Consider the following 22,421-nt stretch of genomic DNA (forward strand, 5'->3'; position numbering starts at 1 on the left):
GGACGTTGCTGTAACGCTATGGCTCAGAGGGGCAGCAGAAGTTAACTCCGGTATTGGCAGTCAAAGTGATTTCATTCGAGCAAGAGTCTCAAGGTCACCCGGCGTTGAATTTATTGGTAAAAATTCGACGCAGCGGATTTCAAGCAATGAGAATTTTCCACTTTTCCCGTGAAGTGGAAAATTTGGAGAACCTGCATTCACAAACGTGCTCACAGAACCTGTGGCGACAACGGGCAGTCACTTTCCACTATGGCCGATAGTGGAAAATTCCCGTTTTCACACCAGACACATGGAGCAACCTAAAAGGCTAGCCTTTAGCAATGTGGCACAATAGCCATCACTTTTGTGCCAGGGCGGTATCGTCGTTAAACAACGAAGCCCGCCCCATCGATTTCTAGCCGGGTTTCCCCATCGGATGTACCTCTCGAACCGTTGAATACTTGGATCGCGGCATCCGTCAGGTTTCCATCCTCCATAATCCACTTAACAGCAGCTTCGATAGCTAAGTAATCGACCCCACAATAAGGCCCCATTTCGGGCCTTGCTGTATCCACGAACTGCCCCAAGCAATAATCCCGAAACCTACAATCAGCACATGGCGAGCCAAGAGGTTCTTGAACCAAGTTCTCCGTTTTCTTGGCCAATTCGAGATCGTCACTCACTGATATGCCTAGCTCGCCTAGCTCCTCACTTTCTGCGTAAGCACTGCGAATTTTATATACCTTCGCGGATGTATCAATTATCGTGATGCGGCTTTTACCTTTGATAGGAAGTTTGTCACCGCTAAGGAACCCCAACGCTACCTCCAGCCAAGATGAAAAAGGATGAACTGATATTCTATCTCGATCCAGAACCCAGACCTTGAACAGCCCAAACAAAGCGTCGAACACATCATGGATGCTTGCTCTATCGTGGTGGTATCTCGAATCTAAATGATCGCGGTAGATGGGCAGAAACCTTACCGCACAGTTGATTTCCTTATAGAATCTGTAGATATCTTTCAGGCGTGAAACATTATGCGCACCAACAACTGTGATCGCCCCAAATCTCAACCCCTGTTTTCTGAGCAGTTCCATATTTCTTGCGACTCTTGATTCAGTTTCCTTTCCAGCACAATCGACGCGCACTCCGGACACTGCATCAAAAGACACTCCGACGAGAAAATCGTTCTCCTGAAGAAACTCAATATGTTTGGGTTTGACAGAAACCAGATTTGTCTGAATCGCGTTGGAGAAGGAGAGTTCTCTTTGGGAAAACCCAACCTTCAAGTCGTTCTGAATCCGAATAAACTCAGTAAGATAGGAAAATGGCAAAACCAAAGGCTCGCCCCCATGCCAAATGAAGTTATGGCAATCTCCCGGCATGCCAACGTTCTTGATAAATACATCTAAGAACCTTGATAGTTTCTCTAAATCAAGACGAGCAGGATCGCCCAACCCGTCCCACTCATAGCAGTAACTACACCTCAAGTTACAAAACTTAGATAGCTTCACAACCCAATTGAAAGTTCTCCCTCGCCTCTTCACTAAAACGCTCAATCAGAACCGCACACAAATCTCTGAAATGCCAACTGAACTTCGTCTTGAGAAAGGAATTGATTGACGTCTGTTCGGGTTTGAAACCCATTGGAAAATTTCATCCGAACGGTACTATCATTGAAATCGAATTGCTCAGCTTCCGGCGCAGGTTGCCACTCCGCCCAAGTTTCTGGTGGTGTGCCTATCTCAACGAAAGCCTCTGGCGGGTCTTCTGGGTCGTCTGGGTCTGCCGATGCAACACCATACTTCGACACAATCCAATCAACTATTTCCGGCCTAGGGCCAGTACTCGGGTCAATGACTATCGGTTCATTTGGTACGCCCGGCCATTCCGGCAGAACTTCAGGCGAAACCAGAGTTAACGCGATTGTTGGATCAGAGGCAGGCAATGGTGAACTGGGATCGACGGGCGTACTCGGATTGAGTGGCACAATCGGACTATCAGGAACTTCATCCGGCAGTACTGTTGTCGCTATCGTAGGATCAGGGGCAGGGACCAGTGGCCCAGATGTAGGCAAGTCAGGAGGGCACAGGGGCACGCCAAGCAGCGTGGTTTTCTCTACCATAGCACGACTCAACTCTGAACGCTGTTGGATGGGCAGCGCGTTAAAAATCCCTTCTAGGTCCTGCATATCATCTTCGCTAATGATGTATCTTGGCTCGTAGGATTGAGCGCTGACAGAAGCAGCGACAACAGTAGACGCCGCAGAAGCTAAGAACGTTGCTAGAGTGTTTTTTTTCATGATTTCCCACCTGCGAGCTTGACCTGTTCGAATTGTTAGCGAAACTTCTGATTGAATCAAGAATTTCTGTGCGGGGTTAAAAACATGAGAACGCTATACCTTTCTGCCCTCATCTTAATAGCACACGCAACGGGTGCGTTGGCTTGCTACGAGTTTGAGGCGGAGACACCTGTCTGCATCTCTCACTTTGAAGAAGTGAGACAACAATGCGAAGTCAACAAGACTGAAATGGGTTTGCAGGGAAACTACTGTGAGGAAAATTACAGTAACTCTGTGACATGGTGCGAGCAAACCTGCCCACAAATCCTAGCAGATAAGAAGGCTCGAAAAAAAGTCGCAGAGAGCATTCAGTTCCAGTGCAACGATCCATTCGGGGTTTTGCTTCAAACAAGAGGGCCCGGCTGGCTGGAAAAAAACTCCTTTGCTACCAAAGTACTAACTGCCGACACCAGAAATGTTTTAATTGAGTACCCCATCTCTAGAGCGCTCATTGATAACACGAGAACTATTCAAAAAATCACCCTTAGCGCATCCATGGCAAAGCAGTTAAAAAACGCAATTAGCCTGTCAAATCAGCTCCATGAGGTGCCGGGATATGTCGGGAAGTTCCCAACTATCGCAGGTTACCTTTTCCAAACTGGAACTGTTTCCAATCTTATTATCGGCGAACTTTTCGGCTTGATGATCAAGGCTCAAAACGACCTTGCCGCCTCCGGGAAAACTCTTCTGCTTCTCATGGCAGAAGGGGGAAATTTGTATAATATTGAGACACTGAACAACAATGGAAATGGCTTAATCTTACACACAGAAAGCGTCGTTTATGCAGTTGATGTAGGGAAAGAACGCAGGAAGCTGATACTGGCATCTTGCACCTATGGCGCATACTAAGATGCAAGCCTTGATCTACCATCCAAAATTTCTCTCGTAAACGTAAGCCCCTAATTTTCCAGAATTACCAATAGTGGAAAATCCGGAACCGCCTCTCGGCGCAAAACGCTGCACCACATTAATGGTGAGGACCAATCTTAGTTCAGCCGAGCGACGTAGAAACCGGATCGAAGCTAGTGCAGGATTTCGTGCCTATCCTCGACGCTCCTCAGATCATTGCTAGTCCAAATTGACCACTGCAGACCATCTTTACAACGGGTCCACTTCTAATGCTAATAGCCTGACCTAAAACAAAAATAGATTTTGAGCTTCCCTTTGACCAACGACGCTTACTACGCCCTTGTTACCCTGTTCGGCACCATCGTGGTCGCCTACCTCGCCATCATCATCCTGATCGCAACGCTGCGCAAAGCCTTGTGGCTTTTCTCGGGGCTATTCTTCCTGATCGATGAGTTCATGTGGTTTGCCTACAATCCATTCAGGATCCTGATGAAGGACAAGGAAGCTTCGGCCAATCGGGTTGGATATTACTTGTTCATGCTGCTCCTGGTGAAACCGCTATGGCAAATTTGCGTGTGGATCCTGACCACACCGTTGCGTTTTATCACGGCCATGTATTTCGATGTTCTGGTTTATCTGTTTGTGTCCCTCAGCGATTCCGTCGATGAACTTCTGCACCCCAAGCTTGGCAAGATGCGGCACCGCAAAGGCATGGCGTATTGGTCTAGGTGGCTGATGGGAATGCCGTTTCGGGCGGGATGGCTCTTATACAAGAACGCCTTGGCTGTGGTGGATTCCATGATGATGTTCGTGATATCACTCGTCTGGCCGACATTCACAATGTACCACGGCACATCCCCAAAAGCGCTCTATGACATCACACAAAAGGGGCGATGGCTTGTGGGAGGCGGCAATTTCGGCGGGTCGGGGCTCTACTTCGGCCGCTCTCCCAAGGTTGCAGCTCATTACTCGGGGCACAACGATGGCAATCACCACCTGATCGTCGCCCGTGTGACCTTCTCCATGCTGCGCAACTGCGGCACCCTGCGAGAGCATAACCGGCAAAAGGTTGGACACATGGGAAGCGCTGGCGTGGATCTCGCAAAATCCATCAAGTTTCCGTTCTTTGCCACGGAACTCTGGCGCAAAGACAAGAACTGGTGGGAATACTGCCTGCTACGCGGTGATGAAGTTGGGCAGCTTGTAACGTCCTGGCGGATCCGCCCGATTGGCTTTGTTAAAACCAAGGGCAACACGACTCTGACCGGCAGTCTCGAACGCCTTTGGGGTGGTAAATCCCATTACTGTCTGAGCTTCAAAAACTGGATTATGTTTGGCGTTTCAAGCGCCGCGCTATTTATGATGATCAACCTCTACGCCAACGCTTTATAAGCTTCCTTTGCAGCAATGAGCTCTGCGGCTGTGCCTCCTCGATCCGGATGCACCCGAAACGCTGTCGCACGCCATGCGGATTTGATTTCGGTGGCGGTATAGGTCTTCCCAGGTGTGAGCCCCAAAATCCCGAGGTATTTATCACGCAATGCTGGTGACATCGACGGAGACGCGCTGCTTTGTGTGCCCTGTTGTGATTGCGACTGTGACGAGCTTTGCGTTCGCTGCGAGGTTTTTTGCTGCTGGCTCTGACTGCTGCCAGATCCTGAACCTGCAGACCTCTTGCGGCTGCTAGCCCCGCCACGTTTTGAACTCCCTGATGCGTTGGGCTTTCCACCATCATTCACCACACCATCTTTGCCGGTTGGCTTCGCACCAGCCGAAGATCGGCGCGTTGAGCGCCCCTTTCCATATCTTTTTTCTTTTTCACCAGCAGCCCGTTTTCCAGAACCGCTTTGCTGACTGCTAGGTCGACGATTGGTTGAACCGGACCCACTCGACGCACCACTGTCGCCACCGCGACCACCATCCCCGGTTCGCGACTGATATTTTGCTTTCCGAGCCTGTGACTGTGCCCGCCAGGATGATTGCTGTGCAGTGCCACCGGCAGTGGCCCCAGCCATCTGCGAAGCCTTCATCTGGCTTTTGAGCTCTTCGACCTCTCTCTCAAGACGTTGGATATCTTTATACGCCCCATTAAACCGGAAGGCGGAAACCACATCACCGATCCCACCAGCCCAGCCAAATATTCCGCGAAACAAATCCATGTACATGCTGGCAACGCCAAGGATGAACACGCCACCAATGATCAGCCCCGCGTCCTGTAGCGGGCGAAACAAAAAAATCCCGAAGTAGGCCAGGGCCAAGAACTTCCAGATATTGATATTGCGGCTCATCCACCCAACCAGCTTTCCGAGTAAAAACAGCAGGAACAACAGAAACAGAAATGTTGGATTGAATAGGGCTGTGAGACCCACGGTTTGCAGCTCGTTTAAGATGTCCATCATGATAGAGATATCCGTTTCACTTGTGATGCTTGCACTGCACCAGTAATCCTAGCCGGTCCAAACCGGCGCGGAATCTTGCTGTAACGGCGATGCGCAAAGTATGGCGTGGTTTCCAGCAGGGCAGGGTGGCGATTTGCGCTGACTAGAACGGCCTGTGTGTCTCCGATCCGGCGCACCTCATCGGCATTGAGCAGATTGTACTCCTGTCGTTGCTGCGTGATATCCTCGATCTTATCGCGGCGCACATCCACGACTTTGCCGGCAATAGCCTCAAAAAACCGGGCCGTATCCTGGTCAGAGCCGGCATAGGCCAGATAAGTCATGAACCCTCCCTGAATGCTGCGAGCATAGTCCGTCCCATATCGCGCCGAAAGCTGCGACAAGGACTGCAGAACAATCGACAAGCTTACCTTGTATCCCCGAATGGTATTGGCAACAGAAACAAAACTCGGGATCGTGCTGTGACCAAACTCATCGTAGAGCACATAAAGGGGCAGGGTGCGCCGATCCGGCATCCGTCGCATCGAGGCGTTGAACACGCTGCGGAAAAACACCGATGTCCAGAAGCCGTAGTATTCGGTCAGGTGTGGCGGCGTAATAAAATAGATCACGGTTTTCTCGCGCCGGATGTCTTCAAGGTTCACAGAACTGGTTGCCGTTAAGGCCACCAGATTGCGGTTTGTGAAGGCCTTCAACGCCGTCAGAGCGGTCAGTGCAAAGCTCTGCACGGCATTGCTGTTCCCCGTGGTTGCGCCTTTCCACTCCTCCCAGAGGGTGCTGTCATCTGGGTTGGTCGGGTCGTAAGCCCAGTGGATGACAAACTCATCCAGCGGCGTCCCGTCAGAGCCAAAATTCTGCAACAAGTGATATAGGTTGCCCAGAGTATAGTTCGCGGGATCTTGCTGTCCTGCGCGTTGCAAGAGCTTCAAAAGCACCGATATCAAGCGGATCGCACCATTGTCCCAAAATTGATCCTTCGCGCTGGAACCAGATCCTGCCTTGATCAGGATCTCGGCCACCTGTTCGATTTCAATATCTGTTTTTGCCTCAAGCAGCGGGTTAAAACTCGCGCTGTTTTGCAAGTCTTCCGGATTGATCGCGATGACTTTAAAGCCCTTGGCCTGCATAAACCCGGATGTTTCCGCGAACACCTCACCCTTGGGGTCGTTCACAACGATAGAGCATTTACGCGATGCCTTATCCAAGACGTTCGGGATGATATAGCGGCTGGTTTTACCGGCCCCAACGCGGGCAATAACACAAACATTCTGGAAACTTTCGCGCTCAGAAAGCCGCCCCTCGGCACCGTCGATCAGCAGGCCAGTATTCTTTGCATTGAGGGATTGCCCAAGTTCTTTGGCACTTTGCAACCGCGCACCACTTTGGCGTTTCAGGAATTTTCCAAAAACCAAAGCATAGGCCGCGTGCTTACCGCCTTCCTTTATGAACTTCCCAATCACTCGTAACCTTCCTCAGGCGGTCAGATGCCTTTTCATGTTTCTTTACATTAAGATGACGTAATAAACGGATATATTTGGTCTGTAGCCCCAAAAGTGTTCCACGCACGGCCAATCGCACCGTTGCAGTCAAATCTCGCAAGATCGGGCGCAGATCTTCAACTCATTCGCGTCCCTGTTCCGGGTCATCCCGGCCTGCCTCCCGGTTGCGGCTCATTTCTGAGCGCCACTTTTCTTGCTGCGCAGATCGTCCCGGTCTCTCAGTTTGCTCCGAACGTGTCGGTTCAGCTTCCATCGCAGGGTTATCTACGACATGTGCCTGATCCTTTGATGGCTCGTGATCTCCGGTAAACCCACGCCGCAACAGATCCCCCGCATTGCGGGCTTCTTCAGCCCCTTGCTTCACAACCTTCTTTGCGAGCTTCGCCAGCTTTCCGCCCAATCCTTCTTTCTTTCCGCCAGCAGTTGCCTCTGCCGCATCGTAGACGACATCCGGGATTTCCTGATCGCGGTACTGGGTGCCGGTTTCTGGATCATCATGACGTTTCGGCATATCCTCAGCCTCTCGTTCTTCTTGCTTAGACAAATCAGATTTTAGGTCAGCACTGCTGCCTCTTTTAACATAAGCCTGATTATCAGTTTCGGGCTCAGCCTGCTTTCGGCTGCGCGTTTTCTCGGTCTTTTTGCGTCGCGTCTTCTTCGGTCGATCCCGCTCTCTCGACTTGCGCTTGACCTCAGGCTTGTCACCAGCAGCACGGCCCCGCTCTTTTTCTTTTTCACCCTCAGGCGCTGTTTTCTCCTGCGGCTCAGCCTTGGCCTCAGCCGCGTCAGGCTCATGAGGCTTCACCTCATCGGCCAACTCACCACCTTCCATCCGGATCGACACGCGATCCGCCATTTCCAGATCCAATGTTTTCAGACGGTGGTTCTTCCCGCTTTCCAGATCCACAACCCCGAGGTTCTTTCCTCGGACGTAAAGCTCAAGACCTTCGCACCCCAGGGCATCCAAGAGGCTCTGCCGGTCCTGCGATCCCTCATAGGCCGCTGTGATCCGTTCAAGAACTTCCTCACGCTTGGGGCGTTTCCCAGTCCTGCGTTCAAGCTCGGCCTCGCCCTTTTTGCGGCCACGGTCTGAACGCTTGTCGATTGCCACCTTCTGCTCGAGCTCGGGATATGTCTCCAAAACATGCCGCTCGAGCCCGACCTGCACCTCTCGAAACTGCGCCTTGGTCAGCCGCAAGCGTCCGGTTTCACCGGCGCGGTTTGCGCTGATCATCAGGTGGTAGTGGTAGGAGTGATCCTTGTCCTGGTGCAGGTTTCCGAACACCAGATTATCCGGACATCGCGCCGAAATGTAGTTCTCAGCGATGTCGCGCAATCGCTGTTTTTGCTCCTCCGGACACAGCCCTTTTGCCCGCGTGATCGAGATGATTTCATGGTAGAGATACACCCCGTTTTTGCGCTTCTGCAGCAGCTCGCCGTTGCGCTCAAATTCACCCCGGATCAACTCCGGATCACGGCCCCAAACATTGTGTCGGATGCGCCATTCTTCCTGCCCTTCATCACGGTCGATATAGCCGATGAGCTGACCAAAACTTGGCACCTTCCGGCTCATGGATTTGACTATCATGAGCCGCCTTCCTCGTCGGAAGATCCGGTCCCGGAAGCCGCGCGGCTGATCGCCTGCTTGAGCTCGGATTGCAGGGCGTGGATGTTCAGGAACACCTCCTGCTCATCCAGCACATGGGCGATGCGATTGGAGTGACGGGCCATCTGGTTCACGTTGTTTGCAATCGTGCGAATGACGCGTTCCAGATCCGCCAACTGCTCGGCGATCTCCTCGGGGGCAGAGCTGCGGCCTTCATGCGCCTCAAGAGCGAGGCGTTTGACATAGGCTGCAACCGGGCTTCCGACATCCTTGGCAGCACGGGCAATTCCACGATGCTCAGCCAGCGAAAAAGTCAGGTTCACACGTTTGACCTGATCTTTGTACTGCTGGCGATAATCTCGTTGGTATTGCTCTCGTGCCATGGGTCCACTTAGGGGCTAAAAGGGTTCAAAGGGAAACGCGCCACTAAAGCGATTTTTCCCTTGTCTGGGGATGCAAGGGGGCGAAGCACCCCTGCCAAGATGCGTTTCGGCGAACAGGTTTCGGACCAGCGCAGCGAGGTCCATGAAATTTGTTCGTTACGAACACGCAATCTTGCAAAGCGCGTCGTCAGACTATTCTGCCCAATTCTACGCTTATGTCAAAGCGGCGTCTTCACCTCAGCTTCACAAATCCCTCGCGGCTGTTCTGATTGTTGTTTCCGAACAGCCCGGGCGGGTGATTGTGTGGGATTTGTTCGGGTTGAACATGACATTTAGGCAAGTGTGAAATGACATATTTTGCGGGTGAAAAAGAAAAAGGAGGGGGCGTTAGCCTCCCTCCTTCGCCTAATCTCGCGGTTGAACCGCGCGGCACTTTTGGCATTCTCACCAGTCATCATCCAGCTGATCTCTTGGGAACTGAGCCTCACAGTTCGAACAGCGCGGCCGTCCTGGTCGCAAATCGCGTGTGCACGTCCCGTCTTCACAGTGGAAGCTTCCTTCATACTCTGGCTGCTCTTCTTCGAACTCGTTGTGGATTGTCCATCCAGTGAGTTTGTGCAGTCGTTCCAATAGTTCGTTCTGTGGGCACCAGGCGCTATCAAAGCCGAGATACGTCACCCCGCCTTGTCACTCGGAAATCGCGGATATTGTTGGGTTCCATTTGCACCCGGTGTTCTCGATCATCCAATCATAATCCCAGGCTTTGAACCCGCATAAATCATCGGCTTCAAATCGTTCCGGATACAGCTGATGAAGATTAAAACGCGTTGACGGATTATGTGGATTTTCCGTGCTGGTATCGACTGCGAGGAAGCGCCCCACCTCGTCTAAAGAGGCGTGAATATCCACCTCGTTGTAAACCCAATTTGGCATAAACAAAAAATAAAAAAGTAAACCGTCGATCATCTCTCAATCATCGACCCCGTTTTGGCATCCCGCTTGAGGCGCAGCAGTCAACCCGAAGGGCCCGGAACCGTTCGCCAAAGCGCAGCGGCGGCGCGGTTCTTGACGGCAAGCCTGCGGGATACAATGCGGGTGTGATGATGCCCCTCCCCCTCTCGAAGGAGCTCGGCTCTGCCGCCTGTGACCAGGGAATGAAAAAGAGCCCCAAAGGGGCTCTCTCAATTTCATATGAGCGAAAGTTGTACGGGCTTACCGTCATCCTTCGTCTCCAGCCATGCCATGACAAAGGCCACCGGGCCACCAGCATCTTCCACCAGCTCACGCGGGCAGAAGTGGGATCGATACCCAGTTTCAGATATCGGATGCGGTGAACGGTCGGCCGTCACGATCTCAAGGTGGGCGGTATCGCCGCCCAGCCATTGCGGGCACCACCGGGCGGTGATCTCCTGCCCTCGCCAGTCGATTTGGAGCTCTTCATATTCCTCAGCCATGGCGGGTCTCAGAAGTCGAAGCCAAGTTGCGCCGATGTGCTAACCGGTGCAAGCTTGGTTTCCTCGGAAGCCGGGGCCGTGACCACCGGTTCCCGTGTTCCCTTCTTCGGATCTGGCGTCACCTCGGTGCTCCCTTCCTTCCGGCGCAGCCGGTATTTCCACAAGCCCATGTGATGGGCTGGGGTGTACCAGACTTCGCGGATCTCAAGGCTGAGCGTATTGCCAACAATGACCTCAGCGGGCACGTTCCAAAGCGAAAGCTGAATGTAGCACATCAGCGCCGCCATACGGTCAACGTCGATGGCTTGCACCCACAGCTTTTGTGCCGGATCAAACCCGGCAGTAATCAGCACTTTGACCAAAGCCAAGATCATACCCCCTGCGCCACAAGCTGGTTCACCTGCCGTAAGAAACGGCTGATTTTCCAGTTTGGACAGCTCATCCCTAAAAGTTAGGCTTGCCATCAGCTCCGAAAGCTCAGGCGGGGTAAAAAACTGCCCTGCGTCCTTGTTGGCGATTTCCAGCTCCATATAGAGCGGGCCAAGGATGTCGCGCGGGTCTTCATCCAGCGCAGCCACAAGGCATCCTAAGAGTCTTTGGAAGGCAAATTGATCCGGTTTCTTGTACTCCGCGATGATCCGAAGGTATTCTTCTTCGCGCCCCGGTTCCTTGTGAAAGCTGTTGTGCAAACTGCACGCAGCCATCGTCACAAAGTCCCGAAATACTTCATAGCGGTGTTTGTAAGGCGCTAACTCGCGAAAAGTCTGTTTGAATGCTGCCACAGCAGCAACACGGCCCTGGGCCGTTGCATGGTCTGCCATGCCTCTTCTCCCCTGATTGGGGTCTCTCAAGGCTGGCCTCCACCAGTCCCAAAAGACTGGTGGTTGGAATTTGATCGCGGGCTACGCGGTCAGGGAGAATTGTGCGAGAAAACGGTGTATTGTCAAAAGTTTATAGGTATTCGATTTCAGCGCGGGCTGCCGCAGACAGCTTGGACAAGCCACACTTAGTCAGATCAAACAGAAACTCGGACGAAGTCATGGGAGGGTTGCGATAACGTTCACGTACTTTACGCAATGCACGCGCTCCACGTTGTGGGAACAGATCAAAGGTATTGGCAAGCATGTCATCAGCGCCAAGGGTCTCAACCCCGTACTCCTCCAACACCTCGACCGGAAAGTCTTTATGGTTTTCAGTGACAATAACCTGCGCAGAGCACCTGATTGCCGCCGCCAACACATGTCGATCATCCTCGTCTGGCAGCGACAATCCAGCAATCAACGGTTGATACCCTGTCACAAAACACTCTTCGAACTCATGGCGAATGATGGTATCTTGCTGGCGAACACTCTCCTCCAAACCCGGTTTCAACTTGATCAGGTTTCGGGTCCACTCATCGAATATTTCATCCGTAAATCGTGCACGAAACAATCCCTCTTGAGCAAAGGTCAGAAGGACGTCTCGCACCCGAAATGGGAACAATACATTTGCATCCAAGACGACCACAAAAGGGTTTGCAACAAAACTCATCCTTGATCAAATTCCTGTCCCAACCGCGCCAATTCGCTCATAGCATCTTCCTGCCGCCGTGCCTTTTCTTCTCGATACGCCATTAACGCAGGCAAAGGAACACGGCGGTGTCGGCCCACTTCTTCGAACTCGATATGCCCGGATTTTAAAAGCTTAGTCAGATGTGGCCGAGACACGTTGAGCATGTCGGCTGCCTGTTGCGTGGTCAACATTGTTCCAACAGGAACAAGCGTAACCATGTTGCCGTTACTAACGTGGCCAAGCAACTGGATGATAAGCTCTCCAACGGCGGGAGCAATCTTGACCGGATCGCCATTTTCACCAGAGATTTTCAACCCATCATCTAGCTCCATCGCAACGGCGATTGCCGTGGCAGCATGAGCCGCGCTATCGATTTCTTCGGGCGTAGGTGGGCGCTCCATCAACCCAGAGCGGTCTTGTTTTTCCGCCAAGTCTGCCATTTCCAGTCTCCCCTTTTCTCTTCTCTATATGTTGTCCTTCACCGTGGCTGCAAGAGAAATAATCGAAACAACTGAAATAAGTGTAAACAAGGTCTTGATCCTTAGACACCAAGAGACCACATATAAATTCGAAACAAACGGAGAATAAAAATGGCAAAAAATACGAAGAAAACATCCTCAAAGATAGCATCCAAAGCAGGAAGTGTCCTCGGAGATCCAAATGCGTCTGCTACGGCAAAAAGCCTTGCAGCATCAGCCTTGGCGCAAACGAAAACCGGCAAGCAAACCGGCGCTGCAATGGAAGACAAAGCTTCCAAAGTGCTCCAAAGTTCGAAGTACAGCGACGAAACAAAATCGCTCGCCGGAACGGTGCTCTCCCAATCGAACAAGCCCCGCTGACGGAAGCAAAAAGAAAACCCGCTACTGCGGGTTTCTGAATTGCTTGGTTGAGAGCCACCAAAAGCTTGGACGCTCTACCTTTCCAGGATGCCACACCGCCCAGTAATATTGCTGTTTTGCAATGCGGGCATGACGTGAAACAGGTTTACCCTCCGGCCAGCATGTCAGCTCGTCCAGGGCATAGATGGCTGTCGGCGGACATCGCAGAAACCTTGGTGTTCTGTCTGGGTTGCACAGGGATCGGAGATTGAGCAGCATCGCAACGCTCCCCCCGGTTTTGCGGGTGTGGATGATTGCGCGGCGCACAAATGCATCTCAAAGCCCATGAGTTCCATACGGCGGATTGGTGATGATGTTCTTGGCCAACGGCTTGGTTGATTTCAGGAAGTTTTGCCCTCCCTGCCCGTAACCCCGGTCAATCAGATCCGTGGACACCACTTGGTATCCGGCTTCGATCAGCACTTTGGAAATTGCCCCGTCACCGCAAGCGGGTTCCCAGATTGAACCGTCGAAACGCTCAACGGATAGCAGCGCTCGAACAGCCTCTGGAGGTGTTGGATAAAACTCAAACGCAGCCCGCTTTGGATAGCGTGTATTTGAGGCAGAAACTTTTGATTTTTCGCAGTTTTTTAGTACAGTAGATGATGTCATAATCGATAGATGAAAAGATAAAAAACGGGATGATACGCTCACCCCGCAAAGCGGTTTTGGGTTCTAGTATTCTTCGGCAAGAAATATCGTCAGAACCCGGGTAGTTTGTTCCGGATCGCTTGGATCGGGTGACCCCCATTCGGTGTTTCGGTCATAGTAGTCGAATTTCCAAAAAATCCGGCTTCCTTCGAAATCAAAGGCCCCGAAATCATGTTCGCCGTAAGGATCGTTATCCTCGGTGAACTGGTCAAAACCTCGAACTTTTTGCAGGATATCGAACTGCTTATCGAGATCTTGAACCCCGCTTGTGAGCATAACGCGGCATCCCTGAAAGGTCTGTCTCGCTAGATCATTGAGCGCAGCGATCTGTCTGGATCGCGGATGTGGCTGTAACGTCATATGTAAAACGTTAGAAAGTAAAACGCCTCATTTCTGAGACATTAGGAAGGGCACCGCGCACTCCCTGCACCAGTCACCGCAGGCGCGAGAACCGTTCGCCCCGCCGCCTGTTTTTGGGCGCGGTTCTTGACTGGAAAGGGCAGCGGTACACTGACTAAGCTCAGCATGGCTTCCCCCCTCCCCCTTTTTCAGCAGCCAAACGCCTTTATCCGTATAACATTTGATCCGATGAACATCGCACAAGCAAAATGCATTCCACTTAAAGACTATCTTGAACGTCAGGGGATCACTGCCTCCAAAGCCCGCCAAGGTGGGCGAGAACTGTGGTATCGTAGCCCTATCCGCCAGGGAGACGAAAACCCCTCTTTCAAGGTGGATACAGTCAAAAACCTGTGGTTCGACCATGGAGCCGCAACCGGCGGCAATATCATAGATCTGGTGCGAGAGCTTTGTTCCTGTGATGTGCGGGATGCCTTGCAGCACCTTGAAAAAACCGGACTTTACTCCCCTGCCCTTTCAAAACCATCCATCTCGGCCGAAACGTCGCGCGGCGCTTCGCGCCAACTGACGGCTACGCCAGGAAAACAGGTAGCTGAGGGTGAAAAAGAAAAAACAGCGACGTTTGAATTGGTCTCACAGGGGCCTCTTGAGCATCCAGCGTTGCTTCAATATCTCACGAAACGCGGGATCGACCACGATATCGCCCGCGTATATGTCCGCCAGATCGATTTTAAGGCCCCTCAGGGCGCTGGAAGCTACTTTGCCCTCGGTTACCCTTCCGGTGATGGGTTTGAGGCGCGTAACGCGCTATTTAAGGGCTTTGTCGGTTCTGGAAAGTCAGTGACCTTCCATGACAACCCAGATCGACCGCTTTTGCAGGTCTTTGAAGGCTTCATGGATTTCTTGTCGTACCTGTCGGTTGATAGGCCGACACAACCGGCTGGTGCCGTTTTGGTTCTCAATTCAACAAACCTTTGGCAACGCGCCCTGCCCTACATCAACGATCCAAGGTTCCGAGAAGTTCGGCTGTACTTGGACAATGATGATGCTGGCGATGCAGCAACCAGAAAACTGTTTGAGAACGTGGATGACCGTTCAAGACTGGCCGATATGCGAAGCTACTACGAAGGCTATGAAGATCTCAACGCTTGGCTCCTCGGTGAGAAAAGCTAGCTCCCTTTTTCTTTTTCACCCCCAAAATCAAATCCAAAAATAGAAAATCAACAACCGACGACGGGGGGCCGATAGGCTCCCTGTTGTTGTTTAGTATGTTTAAGAAAACAACGTTTAAAAGGTTTAGGGGCCAAATAATGGCTTAAAATCAGGAGGATACGGGGTGATAGGTGATAGGATATGGGGCGAAGGGTGATAGGATATGGGGTTTGGGCTCATTTGAGGTGACAGGATATGGGGCAAAAGGTGATAAGATATGGGGCATAGGTGATAGGATATGGGGGGCGGTTCTAATTTACGTTAAGATGCTGATATTAAAGGGAAATAACAAGCGTTCTGGAGCGTTCGGTGATAAGGTATAGGGCAAAAGGTGATAGGATATGGGGCGTTGCTCTTGAACGCCTGTATTTAAAGGGAAAAACCTTGGATTAAAGGTCTCATGGAACCTTAAAGGTGATAAGATATGGGGCGATCATGAGTGACCGAGCGAGTTCGCGGCAAAAAAACTTGCATTTCTTAGGTGATACGTACAATGGTGACGTAATATCACCTTAGTGAAATCACCTTATGAGTCGAGAAATAAAAAAATACAGCAGTGACAAGCAGATACTAAAGAAGCATGTCTCCGCAATTCATGCTGTTGCGGACTTGACTGCTCTGCAACGGAAGCTTGTCAACGCGCTGTTGTACAATGCTTATGACAATTTGCTCACTGAGCGAAACCATCAGATCAACACCCGTATCTTGTGCGACATGATTGGTTTTGACAGCAAAAATATCTCCTACCTCAAAGAGGCGCTTGTTGGGATCGTTGAAACTGTTATGCAGTTCGACATCATGGAGGATGATGGGGAGCGTTCATGGGAAGCCATGTCGCTATTGACCTACGTGAAGGTGAAAGGTGGGGTTTGCACCTATCGCTATGAGCAATCTCTTGCGGAAAAGCTTTTTCATCCAGACATCTACTCGAAAATTAATCTGAGTGTTCTGCGCAATCTTCGTAGCTCACATGCGCTTGTTCTTTACGAAAACTGCAACCGATACGTTGGCACCGGGCAAACTCCTGTGTGGGATCTTGGACTTTTCCGAAAGCTCATGGCCGTCGAAGGACGCTACAAGGAATTTAAGTTCCTGAAGCGGGATGTGATCATGCCTGCAATGAAGGAAGTGAACGAACATTCGAACATCCAGGTTGAGCTGCTGACGGTACGCAAAGGCCGGTCCGTCGCTGCGTTACAGTTCACAGTAAAGCCTAACCCCCAGCTCGCCCTGTTGGGGATGGATGAGGAAGACGAGGTCTCGTCGTCTGCGGCTTATCAAGCGTTGCTCGAAAACGGGGTTTCGAAAACACTCGCTCGATCTTGGGTAATTGACTATGGCGAAGCCTATGTCTTGGACAAAGTTGACCTAACGACATCCCAAGCTGCGAGTGGCAAGATCAATTCATCAACGGCAGGGTTTTTGAAGGCCGCTATTGAAAAAGACTACCACAACGAAGGTGCTGTGAAGAAAAAGGCCGTACAAGCTGCCCAGTCAGCTAAGGCTGAACGCGAGAAGCTTGAGCACGAACTTGGGGTTATGAAAAAGGCGATGAAAGACGCGGAAATCGCGTACCGCTGGGCTTGCGCCGAAGTCATCGAGAAAGCATATCAGGCCCTGCCTGAGGGGCAGAGAGATGCTGCTGCCAAGGAATTTCAACTAAGCCTAGGGAGCGCGGTTTATGTTGGATCCTTCAAAAGAGGCGGTTGGAAAGATCCCCTCACATTTCCATCTATCCAAGAGTTTTGGACAAGACGAGGCCTGAACCTCCCCTCCCCTTCTGAATGGGCACAAAAAAATGGCTCACAAGAGCCGAAAGCACTTTCCGTTCAAGTCGAAGAACTTGAGGCTAAACTCAAAGCCTAGCTACTTCATATCAACCTGCTAGCAAGTAGCTACTTCTTTTTCTCTTCGTAAGCATCGAGCATCTTTTCAAAGAGATCTCCAAAAATTACTCCTTCGTCATCTGCGAACTGGGTGAAGCGCTCGAGAGACTTCTCGCTGACCCGAAGGTTGAGCTGCATCTTCTTGTCACTAAGCCGCCTGCGTCTACGTGGTGTGGTTTTTGAAGTAGGTGCAGCACTGCCGGATTTGGCCGGTTCTGCGGGCTCTGTCTTGGCTGCCGGTTGAGCTGCCTCTTGTTCCGTTTGTGGTTTGGCTTCTCCTTTGCGCGGGCGCATCGAGAGAAGGTTATCGCTAAGTTGTGCTGGCTTTTTCATGCTCATTACTTCTTGAGATTAGAAAGTACAAATTTCCAGAGGGTACTGATTTCTTCTTCAGCCTGCTTCCCCCCCTGCACTTCTGGTGCGCTACGTCCATCCGTCATGGCTGTAGCAAAAGCAGTTCGCTGCGCGATAGGAACCCCGGCAACCTTACCATGGTTTGCCAGAAGCAAGATTGCCTGCTCTCCAATCCGAGTCCGTGCGATCACGCGGTTCATCACGAAGGCAAAGGGTTTCCCTAACTCGTCGATGGCCGACAATGTGTCTCCAATCGCTGCTATGTCCACTGGGGAAGGTTGGCACGGAACAAGCACATAGTCGGCATTGGCGAGCCCGGTTTCGATGGTTTTCATATGACCAGGAGGGGTATCAATAAAGACGTAGTCGTAGCCTGCCGCCTCAGCTTTCTTAAGTACCTCTGAAAGGTTGCCTGCATTGGCTTCTATCAGTTCTGGGCTCTCAGCTTCGCGTTGGTTCCACCAGCCAACAAGGCTACCTTGAGGATCGAGATCGATGATCGCGATCTTCTTTTTTGAACTGACGCCAGCGGCATAAGAGGAAAGTGCCGCGCAAAGCGTTGTCTTTCCGACGCCGCCTTTACTGGCGGCAAAAACGATTTTTTTCATAGTCATAGGCTGCTCGTTTTTTATATAGCTATTTGCTAGCGGTTGCTAGCTAGTAGTTATATAGTATACAAATGGCATCAATTTGCAAGTTATATTAACTTATAGCTACTAGATCCCAAATAGTATCAAGTAGCGATTAGATAGCTGATAGCTACTTAATACCACTATTTGATGGGCGTCTGTGGCAACTGTCATTTTCGGGAGGTGAACCGGTCCATATTTACCGGGACACCTACAAGCCGTTTTGGTGGGTTGCGGCGCAGGGTACTGGCAGTCTCCGAAAAACCCTTGTTTTGTGGATATCCAAAAGCAGTCGTTGTGCAGCGACGATTCTGCCCAGGATGCAATTAATATCAACAAGGTGTACGAGGCTGGAGAGGCAAGCACGTACGTTTGATGAAAGTTAGCCTGCGTCAGTCATCTCAATACTTTCAAACACCGCGATAAGCGCATTTAGAAATATATGTAAGTTGTCAAAATCAAACGGTTCAACATCACCAAAAACAGGACTCCACAACAGCCTGGTATCCGCGACCAACCTTTTCTCCCCGTCGAACATCAACTTAATATGACAATCGTACGGCTGTCTTGGTGATCCTCTCAGGTCTCCGCTACATGAAAGAATATGCGGTTTCATGTGGGCTTCACCAATTGGTGCGTAAACCAGAAGAGGGCCTGTAGGCAGGATACCCTTTTCAAAAAAAGCCGCATTAGCCTCGGATAACGGCTTGCTGCCATAGGCTTTATAGCGCGCACCAGCGAGTATCATATCTCCTAGATAGATTTTGGAAGTCGTATAATTTTTATCGCTTGGATATTCAAAATCCAGGTCACGAAGGATCAAACGTCCCCATAGGAAACGTATTTCGCTATAGTCCTGCAAAACTCGTGTGACATGTGAACTGCTGAAGGGCATGTCCAAAAAAGGGTCTACGCCTCGATCGGCCCCAATCTGATACTTCTGGTCACATATTTTAAAATATCGCCCGCCGAGTTCTACAACCTTTCCATCAGGCGCAAATCTTTCTTTTGAATTGCAATAAGGTTCTGCTTGCGCGGCTAGCGGAATGCTCAACGCAAACCACATTACTGTGCAACACAATCTAAGAAATAAATATGATCTAGTCATCACGGATTGTTCTGTTCCTGATAAATCACTTCTGTGGTAATCCCCCCATTTTTAATGGGGTCCAGCCGTAGAATTCATGCGGCTGTTTTCAGTTTCATGGCGGGTGTCATGCCGCCGATACCCATGTTGGGTCGCTCGTTGTTGTAAGTCCAGAGCCATTCAGTTGCTTGGTCTTGTGCCTCCTCGATGGTTTCAAAGATATATTGACCCAGCCATTTCACCGCGAACGGTGCGGTTGTACCGCTCAATGTAGGCATTCTGTTGGGGCTTGCCAGGTTGGATATATTCGAGCCGCACATTCCGTTTCTCAGCCCATTCCATGAGCTTCCCACTGACGTACTCTGGGCCGTTATCAACTCGAATGGCGTTTGGTTTCCCACGCCATTCGATGATCTGGTTTAAGCTCCGCACGACACGCTCGGCTGGCAACGAGAAGTCGACTTCGATGCACAGGCCTTCGCGATTGAAGTCATCAAGCACATTCAAAGTTCGAATAGAACGACCGTCTGCCAACTGATCCGCCATAAAATCCATCGACCATGTGTCGTTTGGGACTTCAGGCACGGCCAACGGTTCAGGTTTGTCCCGCTTGAGGCGCTTCTTGGGCTTGATCCGCAGGTTCAACTCCAGTTCGCAGTAGATCCGGTAGACGCGCTTGTGGTTCCAGCCGTAGCCGTGAACGTTGCGCAGATACAAAAAGCAAAGGCCAAAGCCCCAGCTTCGCTTGTTGGCTGTCAACCGCTCCAACCAGTCGGCGATCTCTTCGTTCTCATCGCTCAGCACAGGGCTATAACGATAGCAGGTCTCGCTGATCTCAAACGTACGGCACGCCAACGCTATGCTGATCCCGTGTCGCGCAACTGTATTCACGGCCATCCGCTGGCCGGCAGGGCGTTGCGCAGCAACGTCCCGAGAGGTTCTCGGCGCAGAGACGGCCTTAGCGCTTTTTTCCAAGCGCTTCCTTCAGCAAGTCGTTCTGCATGCTCATCTCAGCGTACATGCGCTTCAGGCGGCGGTTCTCTTCGGCCATGTCCTTCATCTCGGACATCAAAGATGCATCCATCCCGCCAAACTTCGCACGCCACTTATAAAAGCTGGCGCTGCTCATCCCATGCTCGCGGCAAAGCTCAGAAACCGGCACACCGCCCTCCGCCTGCTTCAGGATCGCCATGATCTGCGCGTCGCTGTATCGTCCGTTCTTCATCGTAAATCTCCTCAGATATCTTGCCGAGAAAATTCTACTTTTGAACACCACTAATTTTAGGGGGGATTACCACTTGTCATGCCAGTTTTTCTGCAAATTTCGCGATTGAGACCCCTTGACAATGCCTCAGGGCCGAAATGTTATGCCCGATACGGCTTTTCAGATCCATTATACTTCGTTCCTCACTCGCATGATGGTTTGCCTGCTGACCCCCAGGTCTCGTGCTAGGGCAGCAACCGATTTCCCATCCGCAAGCTGTGCTCGGACCGATTGGCATTCTTCATCTGACAGGGCAGGGGGTCTCCCCATTCTCTTACCCTCGGATTTTGCTCGGGCGATCCCGGCTTGTGTGCGTTCGATCAAGAGATCCCGCTCGAATTGAGCCACCGCGTTGATCACGCCCATGGTGAGCTTTCCGGCTGAGCTGGTGAGGTCAACGCCACCCAGAGCAAGGCAATGCACTCGAATGCCCAGCTCTTCGAGCTTGGCAACGGTACTGGCGACATCAATGGCGTCGCGCCCCAAGCGATCAAGCTTTGTGACGATCAAAACGTCACCTTTCTCCATCTTGTCGAGTAGACGTGAAAACTCAGGTCGAAGCGCGATGGCCACGGATCCTGAGATTGTTTCGGCAATGATACGGTGCAGTTCAACCTTGAAGCCAGCCGCCTCGATTTCAGCGACTTGGTTCTGGGTCTCCTGGTCGATGGTCGAGACGCGGACATAGGCAAAAGTTCTGGACATGGGAATTTTGTTACAAAATAGGTGTCCAAAAGTGTATGCGTGTCCTAAATTATGTCAAGCTGAGTTCCGGACATGGTGGGGCAGGGGTGTCCGAAAGGGACCCGTTTTGAACAGGTCACAGAAATTATAAGTGGCCTTCACTCAGAGCCGCCGTTCAAAGCGGGTATGCCAAGTCAATAGTGGAAAACATCGAGCCATTTTTAATGGGGGGACTACCGGGGCACCTAGAAGCTGTTTTGGTGGGTTGCGGCGCAGGGTACCGGCAGTCTCCGAAAAAACCTCGTTTTGCGGAATAGACGCCACATGTCGAACGTTCAAATACACTCTTGACGAGTGGTAGGTGCAGCAATACCATCTACTTAAGGTAGTGTTGGGTGCTTGTTGAATGGAAAAGTCATTCTATCTGAAGCTCGGCTGGGCAGTCGTCTTAACTCCTTGCCTTATTCCAAATGGTGCGATCTCAGATGTTGGAAGTACCATACCTGTGTGCATCGAAAATGTATTTTATGAGCTGCCTTACCAACCCGGATTATACAGCAGCGGGGGAGCATTGAAGGTTGGCGACGGTGAAAGCAAACCCTCATCATCCTCGCCGCCAATGTTTTGGCAAGTGGGGCAACCACCGCTAGATGTTTCAAAGTTCTCGTATTTTGCGGCGATTGGTTCTGAGCCGCGAAAACCAATACTTGAGTTCTTGTTAGGTCGTGAAAGCCCGTTCATTGTTTACGAACTAACCGTTTATCCCAAAAGACGTCTTATACCATTTCAAAAATTATACCCGTTTAACACACCAAGTGAACTATTGGGGGGGTCGCTTCTAGAGGTTTCCTACTCGAGTAGTGCCAATAAGAATGATGAATTCTCGCCTTTAGATTTCAACATGTTTGGAACGCCAATCATTATTCGATGCTCTGCTGGCTTGCCTGCCTATAGCCGTGACCCTGATTCACTTTCATGTAGCCTGTTTGCTTCTTTGCCCGACACTTCAATGGTGTATATATCATTCAACGTTGGCGCGGATTTGGACGGCCAGTGGCCCGTATTGGACCGTACGTACTCTGGTTGGAAAGCCGCAGTCGATGACGTTGAACAAGCCATTAAGACTTTAACTCCTAACTCGACGGCTATTCAAAAATGCAATTGACTACAGTTCAGATTGATTTTCTAGAACACGTAATAGATGGAAATTTGACGCCGGAATACGTTAATCAAATATCTGATCCAGAACTGTATTCCCTTTACTTAGGATTGATGACTACAGGATTTGTGGATGCAAAACCAAAAGCTGCATTTTATCTTGCGCTTGCTGAGATGACCGATGGACAATCAGGAGT

25 protein-coding genes and 1 pseudogene are annotated in these 22,421 nt (G+C 51.0%); 8 read left to right on the plus strand and 18 right to left on the minus strand.

All coding sequences use genetic code 11. From position 1 onward, the window contains the following. Positions 1–365: 365 nt before the first annotated feature. Together Z948_RS0100320 and Z948_RS0100325 are read right to left on the minus strand one after the other, a co-directional pair. Positions 366–1,526 carry a radical SAM protein gene (locus Z948_RS0100320; RefSeq protein WP_342665835.1) on the minus strand — a complete coding sequence of 387 codons (1,161 nt, stop codon included), beginning with the start codon at positions 1,524–1,526 and terminating at the stop codon, positions 366–368. An 8-nt stretch (positions 1,527–1,534) separates the two neighbouring features. Next, complete coding sequence (locus tag Z948_RS0100325) at positions 1,535–2,281, minus strand: hypothetical protein (RefSeq protein ID WP_025057594.1); 747 nt, start codon at positions 2,279–2,281, stop codon at positions 1,535–1,537. A gap of 84 nt (positions 2,282–2,365) precedes the next feature. Here Z948_RS0100325 and Z948_RS0100330 point away from each other — a divergent pair, with 84 nt between their 5' ends. After that, the gene (locus Z948_RS0100330; RefSeq protein WP_025057595.1) at positions 2,366–3,169 is read left to right on the plus strand and encodes a hypothetical protein; all 804 of its coding nucleotides are present in this window, start codon (positions 2,366–2,368) and stop codon (positions 3,167–3,169) included. A gap of 315 nt (positions 3,170–3,484) precedes the next feature. Beyond that, the gene (locus Z948_RS0100335; protein WP_025057596.1) at positions 3,485–4,561 is read left to right on the plus strand and encodes a hypothetical protein; all 1,077 of its coding nucleotides are present in this window, start codon (positions 3,485–3,487) and stop codon (positions 4,559–4,561) included. Here the strand turns inward: Z948_RS0100335 and Z948_RS0100340 are convergent. The 4 genes from Z948_RS0100340 to Z948_RS0100355 form a co-directional block, all read right to left on the minus strand. Continuing rightward, on the minus strand, positions 4,543–5,496 hold the full coding sequence (locus Z948_RS0100340; protein WP_156023554.1) for a J domain-containing protein: 954 nt from the start codon (positions 5,494–5,496) through the stop codon (positions 4,543–4,545). The genes Z948_RS0100335 and Z948_RS0100340 overlap by 19 nt on opposite strands. A gap of 68 nt (positions 5,497–5,564) precedes the next feature. After that, entirely contained in the window at positions 5,565–6,980 is a 1,416-nt protein-coding gene (locus Z948_RS0100345; RefSeq protein ID WP_162171764.1) for a type IV secretory system conjugative DNA transfer family protein, read from the minus strand. Positions 6,981–7,188: 208 nt separating this feature from the next. Further along, positions 7,189–8,655 (minus strand): relaxase/mobilization nuclease domain-containing protein, encoded by a 1,467-nt coding sequence (locus Z948_RS0100350; protein WP_025057599.1) that lies wholly within the window; start codon positions 8,653–8,655, stop codon positions 7,189–7,191. Continuing rightward, positions 8,652–9,056 (minus strand): plasmid mobilization relaxosome protein MobC, encoded by a 405-nt coding sequence (locus tag Z948_RS0100355; RefSeq protein ID WP_025057600.1) that lies wholly within the window; start codon positions 9,054–9,056, stop codon positions 8,652–8,654. The genes Z948_RS0100350 and Z948_RS0100355 overlap by 4 nt, the downstream gene beginning before the upstream one ends. Positions 9,057–9,198: 142 nt before the next feature. On the opposite strand from Z948_RS0100355, the gene Z948_RS0100360 reads away from it, so the two are divergent. Further along, positions 9,199–9,402 carry a hypothetical protein gene (locus Z948_RS0100360; RefSeq protein ID WP_025057601.1) on the plus strand — a complete coding sequence of 68 codons (204 nt, stop codon included), beginning with the start codon at positions 9,199–9,201 and terminating at the stop codon, positions 9,400–9,402. Positions 9,403–9,743: 341 nt separating this feature from the next. Here the strand turns inward: Z948_RS0100360 and Z948_RS0100370 are convergent, their stop codons facing one another. From Z948_RS0100370 to Z948_RS0100390, 5 genes are all read right to left on the minus strand, one after another. Beyond that, complete coding sequence (locus Z948_RS0100370; protein ID WP_025057603.1) at positions 9,744–10,022, minus strand: hypothetical protein; 279 nt, start codon at positions 10,020–10,022, stop codon at positions 9,744–9,746. 221 nt (positions 10,023–10,243) lie between these two features. Continuing rightward, positions 10,244–10,510, minus strand: a complete 267-nt coding sequence (locus Z948_RS0100375) for a hypothetical protein (RefSeq protein WP_025057604.1) — start codon at positions 10,508–10,510, stop codon at positions 10,244–10,246. 8 nt (positions 10,511–10,518) lie between these two features. Beyond that, the gene (locus Z948_RS17675; protein ID WP_025057605.1) at positions 10,519–11,331 is read right to left on the minus strand and encodes an N-6 DNA methylase; all 813 of its coding nucleotides are present in this window, start codon (positions 11,329–11,331) and stop codon (positions 10,519–10,521) included. A gap of 130 nt (positions 11,332–11,461) precedes the next feature. Next, positions 11,462–12,040 carry a PIN domain-containing protein gene (locus Z948_RS0100385; RefSeq protein ID WP_025057606.1) on the minus strand — a complete coding sequence of 193 codons (579 nt, stop codon included), beginning with the start codon at positions 12,038–12,040 and terminating at the stop codon, positions 11,462–11,464. After that, positions 12,037–12,501: a helix-turn-helix domain-containing protein gene (locus tag Z948_RS0100390; protein WP_025057607.1), complete on the minus strand. Its 465-nt coding sequence runs from the start codon at positions 12,499–12,501 to the stop codon at positions 12,037–12,039. Before Z948_RS0100390 ends, Z948_RS0100385 begins: the two co-directional genes overlap by 4 nt. A gap of 150 nt (positions 12,502–12,651) precedes the next feature. On the opposite strand from Z948_RS0100390, the gene Z948_RS0100395 reads away from it, so the two are divergent. After that, the gene (locus Z948_RS0100395; protein WP_025057608.1) at positions 12,652–12,900 is read left to right on the plus strand and encodes a hypothetical protein; all 249 of its coding nucleotides are present in this window, start codon (positions 12,652–12,654) and stop codon (positions 12,898–12,900) included. Positions 12,901–13,215: 315 nt separating this feature from the next. Here the strand turns inward: Z948_RS0100395 and Z948_RS17680 are convergent, their stop codons facing one another. Further along, entirely contained in the window at positions 13,216–13,593 is a 378-nt protein-coding gene (locus tag Z948_RS17680) for a TRM11 family methyltransferase (protein WP_052033255.1), read from the minus strand. 21 nt (positions 13,594–13,614) lie between these two features. Then, positions 13,615–13,866: a DUF3768 domain-containing protein gene (locus tag Z948_RS17685; RefSeq protein ID WP_037952665.1), complete on the minus strand. Its 252-nt coding sequence runs from the start codon at positions 13,864–13,866 to the stop codon at positions 13,615–13,617. 312 nt (positions 13,867–14,178) lie between these two features. On the opposite strand from Z948_RS17685, the gene Z948_RS0100410 reads away from it, so the two are divergent. Further along, positions 14,179–15,123, plus strand: a complete 945-nt coding sequence (locus Z948_RS0100410; RefSeq protein WP_162171765.1) for a toprim domain-containing protein — start codon at positions 14,179–14,181, stop codon at positions 15,121–15,123. A gap of 567 nt (positions 15,124–15,690) precedes the next feature. Then, positions 15,691–17,028 (plus strand): replication initiation protein, encoded by a 1,338-nt coding sequence (locus Z948_RS17695; RefSeq protein ID WP_025057611.1) that lies wholly within the window; start codon positions 15,691–15,693, stop codon positions 17,026–17,028. 29 nt (positions 17,029–17,057) lie between these two features. Here the strand turns inward: Z948_RS17695 and Z948_RS0100425 are convergent, their stop codons facing one another. The 5 genes and pseudogenes from Z948_RS0100425 to Z948_RS0100455 form a co-directional block, all read right to left on the minus strand. Then, entirely contained in the window at positions 17,058–17,381 is a 324-nt protein-coding gene (locus tag Z948_RS0100425; RefSeq protein ID WP_156023559.1) for a hypothetical protein, read from the minus strand. 5 nt (positions 17,382–17,386) lie between these two features. Continuing rightward, positions 17,387–18,010, minus strand: coding sequence for a ParA family protein (locus Z948_RS0100430; RefSeq protein WP_025057613.1), 624 nt, complete (start codon positions 18,008–18,010; stop codon positions 17,387–17,389). 403 nt (positions 18,011–18,413) lie between these two features. After that, on the minus strand, positions 18,414–19,085 hold the full coding sequence (locus Z948_RS0100435; RefSeq protein ID WP_156023558.1) for a hypothetical protein: 672 nt from the start codon (positions 19,083–19,085) through the stop codon (positions 18,414–18,416). A 128-nt stretch (positions 19,086–19,213) separates the two neighbouring features. Further along, positions 19,214–20,343 (minus strand): annotated as a pseudogene (locus Z948_RS17700) (IS3 family transposase). Between the two features lie 168 nt (positions 20,344–20,511). After that, positions 20,512–21,087: a recombinase family protein gene (locus Z948_RS0100455; RefSeq protein ID WP_025057616.1), complete on the minus strand. Its 576-nt coding sequence runs from the start codon at positions 21,085–21,087 to the stop codon at positions 20,512–20,514. Positions 21,088–21,472: 385 nt separating this feature from the next. On the opposite strand from Z948_RS0100455, the gene Z948_RS18840 reads away from it, so the two are divergent. Further along, positions 21,473–22,231, plus strand: coding sequence for a hypothetical protein (locus Z948_RS18840; RefSeq protein WP_156023557.1), 759 nt, complete (start codon positions 21,473–21,475; stop codon positions 22,229–22,231). Then, positions 22,222–22,421: hypothetical protein (locus Z948_RS18845; protein ID WP_156026488.1), on the plus strand; the 200-nt coding region annotated here is incomplete at its 3' end. The genes Z948_RS18840 and Z948_RS18845, both read left to right, overlap by 10 nt.

The organism is Sulfitobacter donghicola DSW-25 = KCTC 12864 = JCM 14565 (assembly GCF_000622405.1).
GTDB classification, from domain to species: Bacteria; Pseudomonadota; Alphaproteobacteria; order Rhodobacterales; family Rhodobacteraceae; genus Sulfitobacter; species Sulfitobacter donghicola.

Excerpts from the sequence above, each read along its gene's own strand:
- Z948_RS0100325 (WP_025057594.1), bottom strand. The coding sequence starts at position 2,281 with ATGAAAAAAAACACTCTAGCAACGTTCTTAGCTTCTGCGGCGTCTACT.
- Z948_RS0100330 (WP_025057595.1), top strand. The coding sequence starts at position 2,366 with ATGAGAACGCTATACCTTTCTGCCCTCATCTTAATAGCACACGCAACG.
- Z948_RS0100350 (WP_025057599.1), bottom strand. The coding sequence starts at position 8,655 with ATGATAGTCAAATCCATGAGCCGGAAGGTGCCAAGTTTTGGTCAGCTC.
- Z948_RS0100355 (WP_025057600.1), bottom strand. The coding sequence starts at position 9,056 with ATGGCACGAGAGCAATACCAACGAGATTATCGCCAGCAGTACAAAGAT.
- Z948_RS0100360 (WP_025057601.1), top strand. The coding sequence starts at position 9,199 with ATGAAATTTGTTCGTTACGAACACGCAATCTTGCAAAGCGCGTCGTCA.
- Z948_RS0100370 (WP_025057603.1), bottom strand. The coding sequence starts at position 10,022 with ATGATCGACGGTTTACTTTTTTATTTTTTGTTTATGCCAAATTGGGTT.
- Z948_RS0100375 (WP_025057604.1), bottom strand. The coding sequence starts at position 10,510 with ATGGCTGAGGAATATGAAGAGCTCCAAATCGACTGGCGAGGGCAGGAG.
- Z948_RS17675 (WP_025057605.1), bottom strand. The coding sequence starts at position 11,331 with ATGGCAGACCATGCAACGGCCCAGGGCCGTGTTGCTGCTGTGGCAGCA.
- Z948_RS0100385 (WP_025057606.1), bottom strand. The coding sequence starts at position 12,040 with ATGAGTTTTGTTGCAAACCCTTTTGTGGTCGTCTTGGATGCAAATGTA.
- Z948_RS0100390 (WP_025057607.1), bottom strand. The coding sequence starts at position 12,501 with ATGGCAGACTTGGCGGAAAAACAAGACCGCTCTGGGTTGATGGAGCGC.
- Z948_RS0100395 (WP_025057608.1), top strand. The coding sequence starts at position 12,652 with ATGGCAAAAAATACGAAGAAAACATCCTCAAAGATAGCATCCAAAGCA.
- Z948_RS17685 (WP_037952665.1), bottom strand. The coding sequence starts at position 13,866 with ATGCTCACAAGCGGGGTTCAAGATCTCGATAAGCAGTTCGATATCCTG.
- Z948_RS0100410 (WP_162171765.1), top strand. The coding sequence starts at position 14,179 with ATGAACATCGCACAAGCAAAATGCATTCCACTTAAAGACTATCTTGAA.
- Z948_RS17695 (WP_025057611.1), top strand. The coding sequence starts at position 15,691 with ATGAGTCGAGAAATAAAAAAATACAGCAGTGACAAGCAGATACTAAAG.
- Z948_RS0100425 (WP_156023559.1), bottom strand. The coding sequence starts at position 17,381 with ATGAAAAAGCCAGCACAACTTAGCGATAACCTTCTCTCGATGCGCCCG.
- Z948_RS0100430 (WP_025057613.1), bottom strand. The coding sequence starts at position 18,010 with ATGAAAAAAATCGTTTTTGCCGCCAGTAAAGGCGGCGTCGGAAAGACA.
- Z948_RS0100455 (WP_025057616.1), bottom strand. The coding sequence starts at position 21,087 with ATGTCCAGAACTTTTGCCTATGTCCGCGTCTCGACCATCGACCAGGAG.
- Z948_RS18840 (WP_156023557.1), top strand. The coding sequence starts at position 21,473 with ATGGAAAAGTCATTCTATCTGAAGCTCGGCTGGGCAGTCGTCTTAACT.